Raw genomic sequence first — 18,386 nt, 5'->3', positions numbered from 1 at the left:
TACAGCCCCCTTATTTCTGAACGGCTGTCATTTCCCGTATAATGCGCCAACGGGAGTCAGTATATTCCATCAAGATCAATTTAAAATCGCTTCTGCTAAAACCATCTGCCTGATAACGCTGGGTAAATTCAAGACGTGCATGATTTCCTTCAAGGTGGGTGATTTTGAGATCTTGAATATCCACTTGAATATGTTGTTTGTTTCCAATCAAGTCACGGCGAGATGCTTTCCATGCGTCAATATCAGCAAATGCCTTTCCTGGTTTAAACAGTGGTGAATAGGCCGCAAAATAAGTGGCAAAATCTTTTTTTGCCCATGCCTTGCGCCATACATCCAAAGCACTTTTCAATTCAGTATCAAGCCTTGCGATCATCTGAGCCGCATCTTCTTCACCAACCTCAATGACTGGCAGCTCAACACTTACCCCTGGACAGGTACGATAACTGATATCCGCATCGGCTCTCAGGCTAGCAATCCAGCGTGGCAACTGATCCTGCAATGCCACATTACTCAGAATCTGCTGTATTTTATCATGGCTCACTTCCAGTGAGTTAGGATCGATATGACGTTTAGCGACTACACGAATAATATGTAGGCCGAATTTAGATTCGACTACCGCGCTCGTTTCACCAGCTTGCATTGCAAATGCCGCCTTTTCAAAAACCGGCAACATGGCACCTTTTGTAAACCAACCCAAATCGCCACCATTGCTAGCACTAGGGCCCTGTGAAGCTTCTTTGGCACGCGTCACAAACGCTTCATCCGTGGCACCTTGCATATCTTCAGAGATAGCTTCTGCACGCTGGAAAATTTTCTTGCGGGTAGCCTCATCTGCAGAGGATGGAATTTGCAACAAGATATGGCGCGCATGCACTTCATCATGACTTTCACCGAGTGTCTCCGGCTCTTTCCAACGTTCACTTGTGGCTTTGATAATATGAAAACCAGAAGGCGAGCGAATCGGATTGGTAATACCGCCAACAGGTAAATCCAAAGCCGGCGCGAATCGCTGACTAATGCCGCCCTCCATAAACCATCCCATCACGCCCTGCTGCTGACGGTCCGGTGATTCTGAATAGATGGCCACCAACTGCGTAAAATCTTTTCCTTCGATAAGCTGCTGGTGAATATTGCGCGCTTTATTACGCACATCCGCAAGCAATTGAGGCGTTGGTTCAGCAGGAAGAGCTAGAAAAATTTGTGCCATCTGCACCTCGCGGCGCGCTTTAGGGACAGCAAGGTATTTCCTGTAATATTCTGAGATTGCCTCTTCGGAAATCTGCAATTTGCTGCGCACTGCAACATTTATCAATTTACTGACCAGTATTTGATCATGCATATTCTCTTGAAAGTCTTCAAAATTGGAGCCCTGTTGTGCCAGCACCTCTTTCAGCTGACCAGGCATCATACCGTTCTTGCTTTCAACATCTTGAATCGCATTGGACAACTCTTCCGGACTAACAGAGAGCTCCAGTTTTTTTGCTTCCACCAATTGCAGGAGTTTAACCACGCGAGCATCCAAAGAACGACGATTTAACTGCGCGGCAGTTGGCAGGTTTGCCGCCCCGGACTGACGCAGTCGAACTAGCATCTCCTGCGTATCCTGTTCTATTTCAAAGCAGGTGATGACATTATTATTGGCAACAGCAGCTATTGCATCAATGGTTTCTGCTCGCACAGGCAAAGCCAGCAACAACAAACTGACCAACAAAAAAGGGAAGTGCATTCAAGCCTCCAGAAAAATATCAAACCTCGTTAAGAGGCTGTGGCTATCTCAAATTTTACGAACTGTTCGCAAATAATACGACATCTCAAACCCGATGATATTTTTTTAACATCGCTATCAAAAAAATCAATAAATACAAGCAACCACACTATGAGGAACCAACGCTACCCAGCCCCTTAAATTCGAGCAACAAATGGAAACCATAGTTTGACGATGTACCGGTACCAGCCGGACTGTTTGTTTTGTAAGCATCAAGGCCCACTGTCCAACAAGGGTGTGTATATTGTATGCCTATCGATGTCTGCTGAGATAGTTTGAGAAGCATGTCATATTGCCAATTACCCGTCGCCTTCCAACGATTGACCAAACTAACACTGGTGCTCACATTAAATAACTGCGCCTGTGTTGCGTAACGGGCATCAGTAAACCGATAACCCACCTTAAACTTATTGTCTGACACTGATAAAGTTAAAGATGAATTGATACTTGCCCAATACCGATCCCCAGCATTGTACTGACCGCTATTGTATATTCTTATATAGCTAACTGGCCGCCAGGTTAGTTCACCCAACAAATTAGAAAATGGCCGTGTAGGTGCTGCTTTCAAGGCTGTATCAACACTCTTCTGCGCCAAATCATAAGAAACGCCACCTCGAACGATCAATACATCACGTGCCGCAGCATCTCCGAGCTCTTTAAATTGCAGTCTATTTTCAAGCAAAAAACTAAATCGATTAGTTTTTTCAATGCGGTCAAGGCCGGAAAATCGATTGCCTGAAAGCAGATTACTCCAGGTTAGCAAGCCAAAGGCTGAATCAAAATTCGGCAACAGCGACTGCATCGGAGCACCAATATAATCATAACGCACAATTGGAGAAATCACATGACGCCATGATTGGTTTTCTCCAACATGCTCAAAATCTGAACGCACCTGCAGTGCAACCTCTCCAGTTGTACGTGTGGGAGTTGAATCAACCAATGCCGTTTGTTGCAACCAATAACGCGTGTGCTGCAGCCCAGCAGTCAATTGTGCCGACAAGCCGCCACTAGGCAGCTCCCACGGCATTTCAATATAAGGGTGCACATTTAAACGCCAACCATCTACCCTGCTGCGCCGGTTAAAGCGTGTACTTTGTTGGTCAACGTGCACAATAAAGTTAGGTGACACAGCCCACTCAGCATGGCTTTGTAAGCGCGGTAAGATTTGTAATGTCGTCGCATTACTCTTTCGCCGAAGGTTTTGTATGTGCCCTGCCTGCAGCGACCAATCGCCTTGAAAACCTTTATATTGCCCTGCCTGTGATAAGGTCGCGGCACTCTGCAGATACACTGAACTTATTTGCTCTCCTGTTGCGTAATCGGCTACATAGAGCCGATCACTTACATGATCAGCCTTGGCAGCCAGTTGCATACCCGCAGGTAAAGTCCACCGCAAGTCCCCACCCAAACGATTTCGTACTGACCCCGTCACAGCATCATCAATCCCGGCGAGGTTTACTTGCGCATAACCAAGGCTCGACAGGTGGCGCAACTCTGCCTCCCCCATCACTCCGCGCGCACTCATCCAGTGCGGTATTAATGTAGCATCCCAATTCGCCTGTGGTGCAATATAATAAGGCATACTCAGCTCAGTACCCCGGCGCTTTCCTGTGGCAACTGTTGGCATCAGCAGACCAGATTTACGTTTTAATGGTTGTTGCCACCAGGGGGCGTATAAAACGGGTATTTGCCATAATTCAAAACGTGCATGGGTTGCAGTCAGGCTTCCATCGTGTTGATCAAGCACCGCTCGGCTTGCAGCCACACGCCAGGACTCTTCATCAATAGGGCACGATGAAAACAGTACTTTTTCGGCTTCATAGGTTTGATCATCGATTCGCTTGACCCGCTCGGCGGTCAATCGTTCTCCACCAGGCAATGAAATCACGGCATGGTTCATATGCCCGGTTTTGCTCTGTGTTTGCATGATAGCTTTGTCTGTTTGAATGGTGGATTTATCCGACTTGATCACCACATGGCCCTTGGCTTCAAGCACATGCTCCTTGGTTCGATAGACCACTTCATCAGCCATCAGCGTATCCCATTCACGCTTAATCACTACATGCCCACGCGCTATCACCACACCATCAGCATTACGGCTTATCTCATCCGCATCAATATCTACCGGCCCTGCAGCCGCATTCGATGCCAACAGGAGCGACATCAACATGCATGCGCTATATGTAAAACGTAAGAAGTGAACCATGGTGCAGCAAGCTATCCTACAAATTCAGGCAGTCCACAGCATTCCCATACCGACGATATTAAAACAGATAGAGAATCACTCCTGCAAATGCTCCGTTTAATAAACTTAACCCTGAATTTACGTTTTTTCGGTTTTTTCAGAAGATGGTTTTTCAGCAGCCTCTATGGCTTGATCAACCTCAGAAGCGAACAAACGCAGATGTTCTTTATCAGCAACAGCCTGTTCTGCGAGCCTTTTTTTCTCGTTTTCTTTATGAGTATATTGATCAAGAAACACCGTTACATTGGCAATAATCAAGGAATAGACTACAACACCAAAAATCATGGTCATCACAGCAACCACGCGCCCACTGGCGGTAACCGGATAAATATCTCCATAACCAACTGTCGTCAGGGTCACAAAAGCCCACCACAAGCCATCCTGCATTTCCGAAAACTGTGGGTTATAGGGATGCTCTAACAGATAAGTCGTTGTACCGAAAACAAACACAATTCCGAACACCATCGCCATAGCGACGGGCAGACTCTCACCTGACAGCACCAACAAACGCATTAATCGGGCTTTATTGGCTCGAAGGAGTACTCCGATTCGCAATGCAGGCAGCAATTGTGCAAAACGCAACGCCATCAGCATACGCAAAATAGGAGAAGCCAACAACACCACCACCACCAGATCAAACCAGTTGGATTTCATCCATTTGCTGCGATTCTCTGCAATGTACCAACGCCAAAAAAACATGATCACAAAGGAGGTCAACACAACCAGGGTCACCCACTCCGGCAGATCCTCCACAAAGGAAGTTCCAACCGCCGCCAATGTTGCAACAAACATGGCAGCATCAAGTGCGCGTTGAAAAAAAACCTGTCGGGTCATCATGGTATCTGAATCAGCTTATTTATGCTCACCCGCTTTGTGACCGAAATAGAGCGCCAGCGCGACCAGAAATATGCCACCACCCATATAAAGTACATCCAAAGGGCCTACAAATTTCACATGCAACACATTTTTGAAAAAGGCTACGATAAGAATCATCAAAATCACTTTACCCAAACGATCTTTCAAATCATCCAGATTCTCGATCTGTAACAGTTTACCAGCGGCAGGGTTATCGCGCGCAACATCGAGCTTATCAATATGCAGTTCATACACACCAAGTCCAAAAATCAACAACACCATCGCCAGCAGAAAATCATCTACGGCCGTAATCACATGACTCACCACCGCTGTATGGAAACCTTCGATTTCATGGCCAAAAGCATAGACATCGATGAATTCTACCAATAATTTACCCATATCTATCGCAGAGAGGGTAAATAGCAGCGCCATACCAACAATACAGGACCAGACCGCCAACAAGGTCAAATAACGTGAGTTCCATAACAGTTTTTCAAAAAAAGATTTCATAACAACCCCTCAAATAATTTCGTGAATCTAGTGCGTTTTTTAAGAAGCGCCAGCAGGATTGATGCCAATGATTTAGCCCCACCCTAAATCTTCGCTATGCGGGCCACACTCCGGCTCCTTCACGCAACACCACAGGATCATCATCACATAGATCCACTACAGTGGTGGGTTCCATTCCACCCCAACCCGCATCCAGCACGCCACATGACAGATGTTTTACCTGCGCTACAAACTCATCAGGATCAAAAGCAGCATGGATCTCTCCCGGTAATTCAAGGGTTGTACAGAGCAGAATCTCGCCATACTCCTCCAACAGCATACGACAAACCGGATGATCAGGCATACGAATACCAACATCACGACGTTTACCAAAGATACGGCGAGGTAATGAAGAACTGGCAGGCAGGATAAAGGTATAGGCACCTGGAAAACAACGCTTTAACACACGGTGAGCTTTATTATCTATACATACACAGGTTGCTGCCTGCGACAGGTCAACACAAGCCACCGACCACAAATGCCCACTATCCAGCTGCCTTAATTTACGAATATCATTAATTGCCCCCAACGACTCGGGTTTACACATGATCACATAGGTCGTATCGGTGGGTACAATCACAAACAGACCTTGTTGCAGCATGCTTACCGCACGCTTGATCTGCCTGATTTGAGGCCGTTCGGGATGAAGTCGAAGATGTTCAAATTGATGCACGGTACTATCCTTCTCTATAACTTTGATATGGTGACTTCACAAAGTCATCACCTCGCCCATGAATGGGCGCATGAATCAAATATTTGTTCGCAATGGCTTAATTGTATGCCACACATTCATCTCTGGCAGCCCTAGCTCGAAGCCCGCTCCAGGTTGCTTGCCTTGCAATCTGGTATATAAGACAAGCGATCTACGCGCCTGATTGTCCGCAACATGAAAGGCCACCGATGGACTTTTTACGATGCAAGCTTGTTGCATTAAAAACCGGGAATCATGCCGCCCAAACCTTTGAGCAACTGCTTTTGAGGAGTTTGTGGGTCGGTCTGTGGCTGTGTTTTATCCTGAGGTGCTGCCTGTTTACCACCTCCAAGAATCTTACCCAGTTTACCACCAATATTAACGCCGCCCTTGTTCAACAATGCAGGCGCATTGTTCATCAGTGTTTTGGCATTGATAATGGGCGTTATTTTAGGCGCATCAAAAGGCCCATAGATATGCAGAGGAATAGTCAGTCCTTTACGCAACAAGGTATCACCCTGGCCTTTCAGTGAACCAACCACGCGCGGCTTCACTTCATAATCCATACGCTTCTGCACCAGATCAATCTTGCCCTGTCCTGTAATGCGCAAGAGTGGTGAGGCCATAAACAGATCCTTATTGTCCGCAATACCATTCTTCACATCAAAGGTGCCGGAAAGCTGGGCAAAGTCAGTCTCTTGTGGCCCCTGCTGAGAAGCCCCCGGATTGGTAAATTTACGAATGGCGCCGGCAATATCGAAACCCTTTAATTTACCATTCTTAAAAAGTACTGTGCCACGCCCATTCAAGGTATTGACTGCCGCTGGCGTCAAGCCTGTAGCATGAAACTTAGTATCCATATTCATACTGCCTTCCAGCATATCCACGTCAGCCAAGGTCTTCAGCAAGGGGCCTGCTTGCACACCTGAAATATGCACAGACTCCTTCCATGTAACCGGGTACGCATTTACATTCAGACTGGCTTTTTCCATCACGCTTCCACCAGACAGTTTGAACTGCATGGGACTCATGGCAATATAGCCGTTAGCACCCTTAATTTCAGCGGAGAAATCGGTCATCTGCATGCCACGCACAAACAATTTTTTCACTTTCAACGCTGATCCGATCCCCCAGCTTTTCAAAAAGCGCAAGTCCGGCTCAGCAGTTTCAGCTTTCAGGTCAGCAGCCGCGATCGCTTCTGCAATGATTGACCAATCCTTCAATGTAGCTTGATCGGCTTGCTTACCTTGCGGTAGCCATGCATCCAGATGCAGTTGATTCGCCGCCATACGCAGGCGGATATCCGGACCGGCATACTTGACGGCTCCAGATGCTTTCAACAACTCATTATCCAATTTCAATTGCAAATCATTGATATCCAGCTGTTTAGCCCCTCCTGCCAACAAAGCGCTAAACTGTAACTGCTTCCACGGAGCCGGATGAGCCGAATACATTGCCTTTAATTCGGGCACAAACGTCGCCAACCATGTGCGCTCAATCACGTGCCCATCGAGACGCACTGCAAACGTTGGATTGCCGGTCAAATGTTCAACCTTGCCTTTTGCATCCAGCAGCCCCTTTCCATTCACCGTCAGTGCTGCATGATTGATAATCATCTTATCAGCATTCGGCATTTCAACCTTCCACCCAACAGCCAGCTCATGCGCTGCCTTCAAGTGCATCTCGCCTTCACCCAAACGCACACCATTGGGGTGCTGTTCGATCTGCACGGAGAGCTGCACTGAAGCTGCCGCAATGTCACCAAGCTGTTCAGGCCACCCTTCAATCATATGCTGAAATGGCTGCAATTGAATATTTTCAGCCTTAAATTCGCCTTGCAGCGGTAACCTATCCACATTCAATGTAGCAAGGTCTCCAACCGGGCCTACATGTGCATTCAACGCAAAAGCATTACCCGACAATTTACCGGAAACCCGCAGGGCAACAGGCCGCTGCAACTGCACATCATCCAGCGCCACATTCAGTTCAGATAACACCACCGGGGCTGCATCAGCATCGACCCAGGTGATTTGCCCTCCTGTCAAACTAAGCGATTCAGCCTGTAGAGCAGCCAACGCAGGTGCCCCGGGCGCACGCGTCTGAGCAACTTGTTGGCTAGATTGAGACTGTTGGGCCCGGGAGCCCGTATTAGTATTTTCTGCAGGCGAAGCCGTGAGATCTCCCCAGTTGCTATCACCATTACTGGCACGCTCCAGATATATTACGGGAGAAATGACTTCGAAATGTTCTATTTCTATTTTTTTAGATAGCAAGGGCATCAGAGCCAATTTCACATGTAAGCGCTCAACACTGAGAAAATCTCGCTTCGCAAAACCCGAACGGTTGGCCAAATGCACATCTTTCAACTCCAGCCCCACCCAGGGAAGCAAGGAAGCATCAATATTACCAATACTCAGCTGACGACCAGTCTGATCCTCAACCGCTTTTTCGATCTGCCCCTTATAGGTATTCACATCAATAAAGAATGGTGCGGCCAATAAAACCACAACGATTAAAACAACGAAGATAAGGCTGTAACGAATTATTTTAGACACAATAGAAACCCCTCATATTGAATACACAACTCGACAGAAAATCTATCAAACTGTAAATTTATTTCGACTGGTATCGTCGGCTTTTATGGCAAATCTTGCAAGAGTGGAAAATATTGAAGTAGCTCAGAGAAATCATTCACCACCTCCTCCGCTCCCGCTTGCAGCAACAACTCAGCCTCCGCAACACCAAAGGATACCCCCAAAGAACGAACCCCGGCGGCTTCTGCCATCTGAATATCAAACAGTGCATCACCAATCACAACAGTCTGCACAGCTTTCATCCCCATCTCCTGCATGCATTCAAGCACCATGGCCGGATGCGGTTTGGAATGCGTACAATCTGCCGTTCGCAACACATAAAACAGATCTGCCAGATCAAAGCTCTCCAGCACCCGCAACAGCCCCGATTTGGACTTCCCTGTTACCACACCAAGCCAGTAACCACGCTCTCGCAATGCTTCGAGTGTCTCCCGCACATGTGGAAACAACACAACCTCATGCTCTGCCAACAGATAATGCTGACGATATGCCTGCTCAATTTGTTGATGTAGTTGAGCATCATCATGCAGTTCAGCAGGCATCAAACCGATTACCGCATTGCCAAGAGAGAGACCGATAATCCGATTCACAGCATCAGCATCCGGTGGTAACAAATCAACCGATTGAAATGCCTGCTGCATGGCCTGCACAATGATCCCATGCGAATTGGTCAACGTGCCATCGCAATCGAAGAGAATAAGAGAATGTTGAGTCGAAATAATCTGTCACCTTTATAATGGCGGGTGCTATTTCAGCACCTCCATATTAAAATTAATGCGTGTTTCTATAGACTTATAAGCCTCAAACACTGCCATGATTATAGGCTATTGACAGAAAAGAGTTCAGCCCTAAAGTTCGGCCTCCTTAACGCGGGGTGGAGCAGTGGTAGCTCGTCGGGCTCATAACCCGAAGGTCGTCAGTTCAAATCTGGCCCCCGCAACCAAACATAAGGCCCTGAAAAAAATTGAGTTTTTCAGGGCCTTTCTTTTTTCTATCAGCCCACCAAAAAGAAGCTTGGACTACCCACAAAACAGTAGACACAAATGACAATCGAGTTAACAATCCACTCCCAGCAACCCGCATACTTTCACATTAGAATATCTTCCGATATCGAACTCTTTCCCCATCCATACTATTTCAATTTATAATTGAAGCAGACAAACATGTCTTCATAATTGGCCGAATCTATTATCCCTTCGGCAATATCCAACATCCATGCACCAATCGTTTCTTTTACACCATCTACTGGCTTGGCATATGGAAGTCCTTCGACATCTCCGCCAGCAAGGTTGATCGGCACATCAGGGTAGCTTCCCTTTGGAGCATTTAAGGTAATGGACACAGCCCCATCATTATATTCATAGCCATCTTGCGGTCTCAGAAAGAGTTCAACAGAACTAATTTCAATCTCTCTTCCTCTGCAGATATAGGGAAAATGATTCTCTTTCAGCTCCAGTGTCAGTTGTTGCGAACCCGATTCAGAAGATAACAGCCTATGCCACTCGGAAGAGAAATCCTGTTTCAGGCTGAACACACGCGACAATCCATTCGCCCCAATAGAGCGTGTCGCCTCCAGAAGACTGGTTTCGACTTCCGCTCTGAATGTTCCTGTCTGGTCCTCATCTGCAGTATATTGAACGTGCAGAATCACATCGGAGATAGAGTTATAATCAAACTGCCGAACCTCATTTGGCAACCGCAGTTTCCATTCACTGACAGCGCCGCAGTTCTCAAACGGAAGATAGCGTTCATCACGGAAATTGAACTCGAACATGCCGCGATCATTCTGAGCAGAACTGGTCGCAATCGATTGTGAACCAGCGTATGTAATCTCCAGATCGCTATTTATATCAGCATCCCTTCTGCGCGCATGTTTGGTTAGCACAAGCGTACAACCTACCGTTGTGTAAGGCCCTACAATGCACGGCAATGAGATACCAACCGACTTCAGCTTCCGGTTGTAATGCCCCGGATGATCCAGATTGTAAATCACTTCCTGTAGGGCAAACGTACATTCCCCTTTTTCTTTCAAGGTCAGCAGTGCTAACGGATTGATCTGTGCCAGAGACACTGTCTTGGTTAACTCAGGCTTGCGCTTGTTATTATTCAGATAAGCCACATCCATGCGCTCAAGATCATGCTGCAGCTGTTCGCCCGCCAGCAACCCCTTTTTCAGGCTATCCCAGAATCCAAAACCGATAAATGACGTACTCTCAACATCAAGTTCTTCGCGATAGCAGAGCTCCGCTTTTCTGGCCACTTCAACCGCCAGTTGGTATGTCTGGAAATAAAGCCCTGATAACTGACCAACCATCCAACTATAGATTTCCTTGTTTGTGAATTTGGAGCGCATCCATTCATTCACTTGCCGGGAATTTTCAATCTGCTTTTCGTGGTTTTCCAGCTCTTTCTCGGCAATGGCTTTTCGGATTTCAGCGCCTGCGATTTGTTTATCAATTTGAACTAGCTCTTTAGCAGCTAAACGCTCCTGTAGCTTCCAATCATTCCAGCGTCTTTCACTACCTGCCCGTATTGATAGCTTATTTGCTTGGTGTGACTCAATAGCACTTAACGTGCTAATTACAGCCCCTCCCATTTTTTGAGCCTCTCCCAAGTTTCGGCCACCAAATGTTATTCCAGCACAAAGCCCAACTTTAGTTTCTGGAATTAAGTTACTAATTGTAGCTAAGGCATAATAACCGAGCTCCCCATGTAAAATATCCCCTACTAAAGCCAGTTTCTTTAACTGCTTCTGTTCTTCTGTGATTGTTTTTTCAATATCTCGATAATGCTCAAATTTAACCACATTGATCGCTTTTGATTCAGATAAGCCCATTAAACTTTCTTTGGCTTCATCAACTTGCTGGCGTCTTATTTCTCTTGAGCCCTTCAATAGGCTAAATTCATGATTGGCACGAATCTGAGCAATTTCCTCGGCATCCTGCTTTTCCAGTGCGGAAAGCAATGCTCCTCCAAGCGCTCGCACCGAGCCACACAACTCTTTAGATTTTTGCAACATCACATTGAATCGGTAATGTGGCAGAGGGGCGCTTAATCCGGAAATAACAGTCGCCAGATCCACACCTGCTGCTGATGCACGTACCAGCAGAGCAGGATCAATCGGCGGCTCAAATAGTGGCAACTGGCGAACAACGCCTTCGATATTTATGCAGTGGCGAATCTTGAACAGCCTGTCAGCCACCGTATCCCAGTAGCCCAGCATTTTCTCGTTGGGTGGTATACAGAAGGTCATCAACGTATCGAAGATACTGATCCCCTGCATTTCGTTGTCAGCATTTGCATCTGAAGTATCACTGCTTCCCTGATACAGCTCCATCTGCTGCATCAGTTCCCTGGCTGACTGCCTGTTTTCATCATTGCTGGCCGTGTTTGTAAGTACCACGGGCTTTGGCCCCATAATCTGCGCAGCCAGCACATAGAGTTGGGCTGCTTCATTGATCGATTCCATCGTATCGCGAGCAAAGAGCATATCCGCCCAACCGATCAGGTTATCCAGATATTTCATTACTGTATTGCGCATATAGGCAACCGTTCGAACACGGGCAACGGCATGAGGGTTGAATGGGTTTTTCTCCCACTCCCGCAATTTCCGCATTGGGTCTGAATCCCCCATAGATGAGGCAGCCTCCTCATTTATGTCTCCGATATTGGCTTGCAGTTGCATCTCATAGAAAGGTCTGAATCGCCAGTAGCGCTCTGCTCCACCCAAATCTTCCGTCATCGGATCAAAGATATAATGCAACCACTTCTGTGCCTCTTCGAACTTCTGATCACTCATTAGATGGGTAGCGATCATCATTGGCACATGATAAAACAGCTCCCAATTATAATTGGCGTACGGTCGACCATATCGGAAATCGATCACCTCTTGTGGACGGTTAACCACTGCAAATCCAGGGTCGTAAACCGCACCGAAATCAATCGACATATCCCGCATAATCTGCCTGACAAGATTTGCTGAAACACCGCCCTTATCGGCATCCGGTTTATACAAACCATCCAGACCATATCGATCCAAATGTTGAACAAACAAGCAGCTGAAAGGGTGGTAGAAACCAATAAAGCGATAACCGGAGTCCCTGTTGCTTGTAGCTCCGATTCCTTTCTGCAAATCGCGAGTCGCGCCCGCATCAAGGCGATCTGAAAAATGTTCACCGGGATGAATCAGGTAGCACCGTTGTCCATCTTCGTAGAAAAATGATGCATTACTTCTCTTTCCTTCCTGCTGAGGAGAAAACATCACTTCGCTATTGTCCGGTACATTTTTCAGCAACAATGGAGTTCTGGTCACAAACTGGTCTACCCCTCCTCCGATCGTATTTAATTGAGGGGTTCGAGTTTTCACCTGAAGACGAAGCGAAGCCTCACTGCCATTACGATTAACCAGATACTTCATTGCAGCCGGAGAACTGTTCAACGGCTCCACATGGCTGAGAGAGATTGGCATTGCTGAAAGCGTAAAGGGGGCACTGGTCCTGGCTTGGCTTCTATTTGCCATCTTACCATTGCACACATCCAGCTCGAACAAACCCACAGTTACTTTCTCGTAGTTCGTTCCGGCATCCGAACTCTCGATCGTCTTTACCCCAGGGAACATCGTTGTGGCTTGAATACTGGCAAGCCTCTTTCGATGCCGCCTTACCGTAATCGTAAGCTTGTTGTCGAAAGAAATTGACTGCTCCAGAAAGAAGTCATTCCTGTCATTTGTGTAGTGGATGGGAGCTCTATCATTGATTTTGGATGAGGAAACTTTTTTGCTTTCCCATGCCCCATTTCGAAGAGAAGACCAAGCCATCTGGATTTCCAGATAACGATATCTGTACCTGATAGAGTCCTTCTGTTCCTGCTTGAAATCGATTTGCGACTTCAGCGATACAATCTGATTATTAAGCCTTTCTACCTCCTCCTGATTTCGAGGTTTTTCAGGCTTATTGATATCGTCAAGTTCACTCTGGTTATCATCCAACTGATCTGACAACGCCTCAATCTCCGCATCGACCGCTTTGATTTCGTCCTGATAGTTTTCACTACTGGTATTCTCTTTTTCAGCAAAAACCGGCCAGAAAAGATGCAACCTGCGATTGTAAACCACAGCCACAAGATGATCGCCCTCAATATCCAGCTCTACCTTCTGCCATGGCTCCCAAACATCATTTTCATTGCGGATGGAGAGATAATACTCGTGTGGAATTTCACGCGTGCGAGCAATCACATAGAAGCAATTCTCCTCATGACACTCGTAGAACGATGCAATTTCCAGGTTAGCGACTTTGTGCAGACTATGCAGGTATTCGCCAACAGCGCTCTCAACATACACTGCAGTCGCATCTCCCTGAAACAGCTTATCTTCCAGCTCTTTGAAAAATGGTGATTTGTCATCGCGCAACTCGGGCTCAATCCAGTTCTCGGGATAGATGAACACCTTGCGGTTGGCTTCCCATACACGGTAATTCTTGCGCCACGGCCATTCGTCGAGATCACTGCGGAAGAAGTGCAAACCATCGCTTTCCATACGCAGCATGATCCGTTGAACAAACTGCTGCAGGGAGGCATTGGCCTGTTTAATGCGCGAGGTTTTGTAACAAGGTCCCATTTCGGGATCAATCAGGTAGTAGCCATACACCTCGTTGGCATCATTCAATTCGTCATTGTTGACAATTAAATATCCCAACAAGGCTTTACGCTGTAGTTCACGCAGCTCGCCATAGATTGATGCGGATATTTCCCGCCACTGGTCATCCTCGAAGCCAGCCGCCACAGCCTGCTCCAGCGCTTCAACCTTCGATGCCTCGGCAATCGACCAGGTTTCCTCAACAGCCAAATGGAGCTTGCCAGCCATCCTGATTGCACGGCTCAGCAAGCTGAGCCCATCCGCAGCCATAAAGTCTTCGAAGTTGTCCCAGCTATAACCTCCGGCACCACTCAGGAAAGCAATATCTTCTGCTTCCCATTTGCTTGCCGCAGCAAACGTATCGACCAGTGCCAAAACAAACGAATCGGCTGAACGTATATCCTCCAGACATGCATAAATGGAGTTATCTCCGCTCATATTATTCAAGCCAATCACGTTATCCGAGACAAGGTGCAGCAGGCCATCAAGAGTGGCAGCAGCATCGCCTTCGCGAACAGGCATCGAGACCGGATCAATCCAGCCACAGGCTGCATGATGGACCTCAATCCACTGCATATCAGAGACAGTGACACCAAGCAGGTTAAACAATCGCGCCTGCTTCTCCGCTCTCAGCCAGGCATCGATGAGGGCAACATCACCTTCTACAATCACAGGATCTGGAGTCAGCAGCGGCTTCAATTCAGAAGAAGTCGCCAACAGGTATTCTGCCTTGCCTGCATCCACATCCCACTGCGCAGCCAACATCTCAACAACCAGAGCCCTGCGCAGCTTCCTGACCAGTAGCCACGCGCCGATAACGACAGCATCTTCTTCACTGATAGTTGTAGTGTTCGGAATTTCACTCAGATCGGCGTACGAATCCAGCCGTTGCTCTGCAGCTGCGACATCCATCCCCCATTGATCAGCCAGCATCTCGATAATCGAAGCCGTGCGCTGCGCATCAGGTGCAACCACTGTATCGGCCTGAGCTGCAACAGCCGAAATAATGCCATTAATCGATTCAACTGCTTTTTTCTGCTGCTTTGCATCCGCTGGTTCATTCAACAGATCGAAGGCATCAGCAATCGAAATATCGAAGTCCTCAAGCAACTGCAAATATTCGAAAAGGCCCTTGGCCTCAGCCGCTGTTGTCGGCTTATCGCCAGCCATGGCAATCAGTTGTTCGTACGCATCACTCTCTAGACGCAGATCCTCGGCAAAGGTCGAGTTTTCACTCCACCACGTTGCCACTTTTTCCAAAGCAAGACCTGACTCCCGCCATAAGGCCACAGCATCACCCAACTGCGTATTGAATTGATCAGGGGCGATATGCGCCAGCAATGCATCCAACGCGGTAATGGACACTCCCAGAGCCCTTTGCAAACGCACAAAACGTTGCATATTGTTCAGTGCAACCCGGTTAACATCTTGCAAATTACCGGTTACGGCATCAATGGAGACAACCCGCCCCGGATTCACAAAATCAGTTTCCAGCAACGCCCGCACTTCATCCTGTGAAAGCTCGCCATGACGCATCAATGTAACCACATCAACACTATTCAGCTCACCCGCATCGGCCACGCCCCAGTATTTACCTACCTGGTCGATATTATCATCACAAACGATAGTCAGCTGTGCCTCTGCCATGCCAAGCAGCTCGGCAAGGATCGTTGTATCGGCTTCCGCTTCGGGCTCTGCCCTGAACAGTTTGAGCATAGTTGCGCGTTCAATACCTGCTTTGGCCAGCAGACGACGTGAGGTTTCGCTATTGCGATCAAACGGCAGGTTCCACGGATAGACGGCCTCGGCCAGTTTCTCATAAGCCTCGATAGTGATGTGCTCAGGGCGCGCAGCAATGCTCCCGCTATCCCCTTCTGTCTGCCAGGCTGAAAGTTCACTGCCTGAAACCGCCTGCTCAAGCACCTCCAGCACCAGATCAATATAGGGGATCACCGTATCGCTGTTTTTGCAGCTGAGATTGATCTGCTCGATATCGGGACGACGCTTGTTGAGCAGGGTTCTGCCATCCACAAAGCCGTCAGCCGTCTCGGCTCTACCGATATAGTCGAGCAGATCGACCAGATAGGCTGATGGACTGAATACTGAATGGCAGTGATCGCAGGAGGCCAAACCATCGCCCGAAGTGATCGCGCTGACTGTTGTTTCTGATGTATCATCTTTTCTGGTTGGAACAGCCTTGGGATCTGTGCCAGAACCCACCACTGCATTACCGACATGGCGGCTCAACAGCGAGGAAGCAACACGTCGGGCCTGCGCATAAACATACTGTCCCGATGCCGTGCCGGTTTCTTCTTTAAATCGGGTGATAAAACGGCTGCGGCCAATCCGCGTTACATCGCGATAGGAGTCTATCCCTTTTGCATGCAATACCTTCGCCACGGCAAAACGATTTTCCATTGGCGACAGATGAAACAGGTTTTCCATCTGCGACAATTTACTCACCAACTCCTCGGCCAGTTCCTCTTCCTTGATCAAATCACGCAACAATTGCTGCGTAAAGTCATGATCGGGATGAGCTTTGAAAAATACATCCAGTGCTTGATCTGCAGTTTGATTATCACTCAACCATGCCGCGATAAAACGGGCCGAGGCGAATCGGCGAGCCATGCGCGCTTCAAGCATGCGGGCATAGTTCTGCCTGCGCTCCTCGTCACTCTCCCCTTTGAGACCATCCGGTACATTTGCACCTGAACCTTCAATGGCCTTGAGCCATGCATCGACATCCAGCTGGGCAAGTCCGTTTGCTTTGCGCAATTTCTGCTTGCCAACCAGCAGTTGAAATAGCTTCGTACTGCCATCAAGCAGTTCATCAATCAGCGTGCACTCGCGCACGCTGGTCAATTGCGTTTCAGTCAGATCAGCCGCTTTTCGCAGCGCATCCCACAGCCCCCCTTCTGTACCCTCATAAGCCATGATGGCGCGCAATAGAAGCCTGCCCTGTTCTTTGGAAAGGCCACATACTTTGAAGAACAGTGCACTGTGCAGATTGTCATCCGTTGTAATCAGGAATCGGGCTTCAGCCAGCGCCTCTACCGCCTCTGCGATGTCGATACGTGGAATCCGGTTAGCATGCACGGAGGCTTCCAATCGCTGACGCAGAGCACTATCAGCCATACCGCCAATCGCCTGCACCGATTCAATGCGATCATGTTCAAACAGGCCGAACACCCACTCAGGAATAATGGCTGAGCCGCCGGACGATAGCTTCTCGGCCATGATTCTTGCAGCAAGATAAGCTGTCACCTGCGCCGCTGGTGCCATAGTGCGATGTGCCAACAGCTCAATATCTCTCTTTTGCAGAGCAGCAAGCTTTTGCCCCTTCAGCAATGGCAACAGATGATCATCCAAACGCTCAAACAATGACGGGCCACGATAGACCTCTGCACCGATGGAGAGATTCACTTCTGCATGGTGATCCGCTTCAATCAGCAATGGTGATTCACCGACCAGTTCACTGCCGGAAAACACCCGCACAATCAGATCGGCATTGCCTTTGTCGCTCTCGCCCAAAGCACTCGCATCGTAATCAATATGGTATTCACCCAGCTTGCCGGTTCTGGCTTCACCGAGAAGCTTCTCTTCGCCGATGCCCCGATCAAAGGCTTTGACGATGGCTCCGGCAACAGGTTTGCCGTTCGGCTGCAGAATCAAGCCGGACACAGAGTAACCGGGGAGTTCACTCTCTTCTGTGGTTTTCGGTATATCGGGGTTTTCTGATTGGGATTTCTTCTTCAACCGCAGAATCAGGCTCCAAACCTCAGGCGTAACTACCCCGGTCGGATGCAATCCATTATTGGCCTGAATATCCATCACCGCATCGCGCGTATCTGCCCCAAAGAATTCGACAGAATCATTGATTGTATAACCAAGCTGCCGTAGTGCATCCTGCAGCTTTGTTACGACCTCACCTCGCGTATTGATCTTCAACTTTACGATTCTATTTGCCGGCATCTCGCCTCCCCTTCATTTCCCAATCAATCCCTGGTCCTCAAACGCCTCGCTGGCTATGTTTGTTATCAATTGTCTTACTCTTT

At 48.0% G+C, this 18,386-nt stretch carries 8 protein-coding genes and 1 tRNA gene; 1 reads left to right on the top strand and 8 read right to left on the bottom strand.

The window, feature by feature from the left end; translation table 11 throughout:
* Nucleotides 1-10: 10 nt before the first annotated feature.
* The 7 genes from D8Y20_RS02375 to D8Y20_RS02345 form a co-directional block, all read right to left on the bottom strand.
* The gene (locus D8Y20_RS02375) at nucleotides 11-1,726 is read right to left on the bottom strand and encodes a peptidylprolyl isomerase (protein WP_121541428.1); all 1,716 of its coding nucleotides are present in this window, start codon (nucleotides 1,724-1,726) and stop codon (nucleotides 11-13) included.
* A gap of 148 nt (nucleotides 1,727-1,874) precedes the next feature.
* The gene (locus tag D8Y20_RS02370; protein WP_236075195.1) at nucleotides 1,875-3,935 is read right to left on the bottom strand and encodes an LPS-assembly protein LptD; all 2,061 of its coding nucleotides are present in this window, start codon (nucleotides 3,933-3,935) and stop codon (nucleotides 1,875-1,877) included.
* Between the two features lie 153 nt (nucleotides 3,936-4,088).
* Nucleotides 4,089-4,844 carry a potassium channel family protein gene (locus tag D8Y20_RS02365; RefSeq protein WP_121541474.1) on the bottom strand — a complete coding sequence of 252 codons (756 nt, stop codon included), beginning with the start codon at nucleotides 4,842-4,844 and terminating at the stop codon, nucleotides 4,089-4,091.
* Between the two features lie 18 nt (nucleotides 4,845-4,862).
* On the bottom strand, nucleotides 4,863-5,375 hold the full coding sequence (locus tag D8Y20_RS02360) for a YqhA family protein (RefSeq protein WP_121541427.1): 513 nt from the start codon (nucleotides 5,373-5,375) through the stop codon (nucleotides 4,863-4,865).
* Between the two features lie 94 nt (nucleotides 5,376-5,469).
* Nucleotides 5,470-6,087, bottom strand: coding sequence for an L-threonylcarbamoyladenylate synthase (locus D8Y20_RS02355; protein WP_121541426.1), 618 nt, complete (start codon nucleotides 6,085-6,087; stop codon nucleotides 5,470-5,472).
* Nucleotides 6,088-6,344: 257 nt separating this feature from the next.
* A complete protein-coding gene (locus D8Y20_RS02350; protein ID WP_236075194.1) occupies nucleotides 6,345-8,660 on the bottom strand; it encodes an AsmA family protein in 2,316 nt (771 codons plus the stop codon).
* An 83-nt stretch (nucleotides 8,661-8,743) separates the two neighbouring features.
* Nucleotides 8,744-9,397 carry an HAD-IIIA family hydrolase gene (locus D8Y20_RS02345; protein WP_255418402.1) on the bottom strand — a complete coding sequence of 218 codons (654 nt, stop codon included), beginning with the start codon at nucleotides 9,395-9,397 and terminating at the stop codon, nucleotides 8,744-8,746.
* Between the two features lie 170 nt (nucleotides 9,398-9,567).
* On the opposite strand from D8Y20_RS02345, the gene D8Y20_RS02340 reads away from it, so the two are divergent.
* A tRNA-Met gene (locus tag D8Y20_RS02340) sits at nucleotides 9,568-9,642 on the top strand.
* A 189-nt stretch (nucleotides 9,643-9,831) separates the two neighbouring features.
* Here D8Y20_RS02340 and D8Y20_RS02335 read toward each other — a convergent pair.
* Entirely contained in the window at nucleotides 9,832-18,303 is an 8,472-nt protein-coding gene (locus D8Y20_RS02335) for a neuraminidase-like domain-containing protein (protein ID WP_121541423.1), read from the bottom strand.
* Nucleotides 18,304-18,386: the final 83 nt, after the last annotated feature.

The sequence above is a fragment of the Mariprofundus sp. EBB-1 genome (genome assembly GCF_003665155.1).
In the GTDB taxonomy this organism is placed as follows: Bacteria; Pseudomonadota; Zetaproteobacteria; order Mariprofundales; family Mariprofundaceae; genus Mariprofundus.
The sequence above is the reverse complement of the archived record's forward strand: the minus strand, read 5'-3'. Positions and strand labels throughout refer to the sequence as shown.

What these genes read in the sequence shown, in the direction of transcription:
- D8Y20_RS02375 (WP_121541428.1), bottom strand. Translation starts at nt 1,726, where the DNA reads ATGCACTTCCCTTTTTTGTTGGTCAGTTTGTTGTTGCTGGCTTTGCCT.
- D8Y20_RS02370 (WP_236075195.1), bottom strand. Translation starts at nt 3,935, where the DNA reads ATGTTGATGTCGCTCCTGTTGGCATCGAATGCGGCTGCAGGGCCGGTA.
- D8Y20_RS02365 (WP_121541474.1), bottom strand. Translation starts at nt 4,844, where the DNA reads ATGACCCGACAGGTTTTTTTTCAACGCGCACTTGATGCTGCCATGTTT.
- D8Y20_RS02360 (WP_121541427.1), bottom strand. Translation starts at nt 5,375, where the DNA reads ATGAAATCTTTTTTTGAAAAACTGTTATGGAACTCACGTTATTTGACC.
- D8Y20_RS02335 (WP_121541423.1), bottom strand. Translation starts at nt 18,303, where the DNA reads ATGCCGGCAAATAGAATCGTAAAGTTGAAGATCAATACGCGAGGTGAG.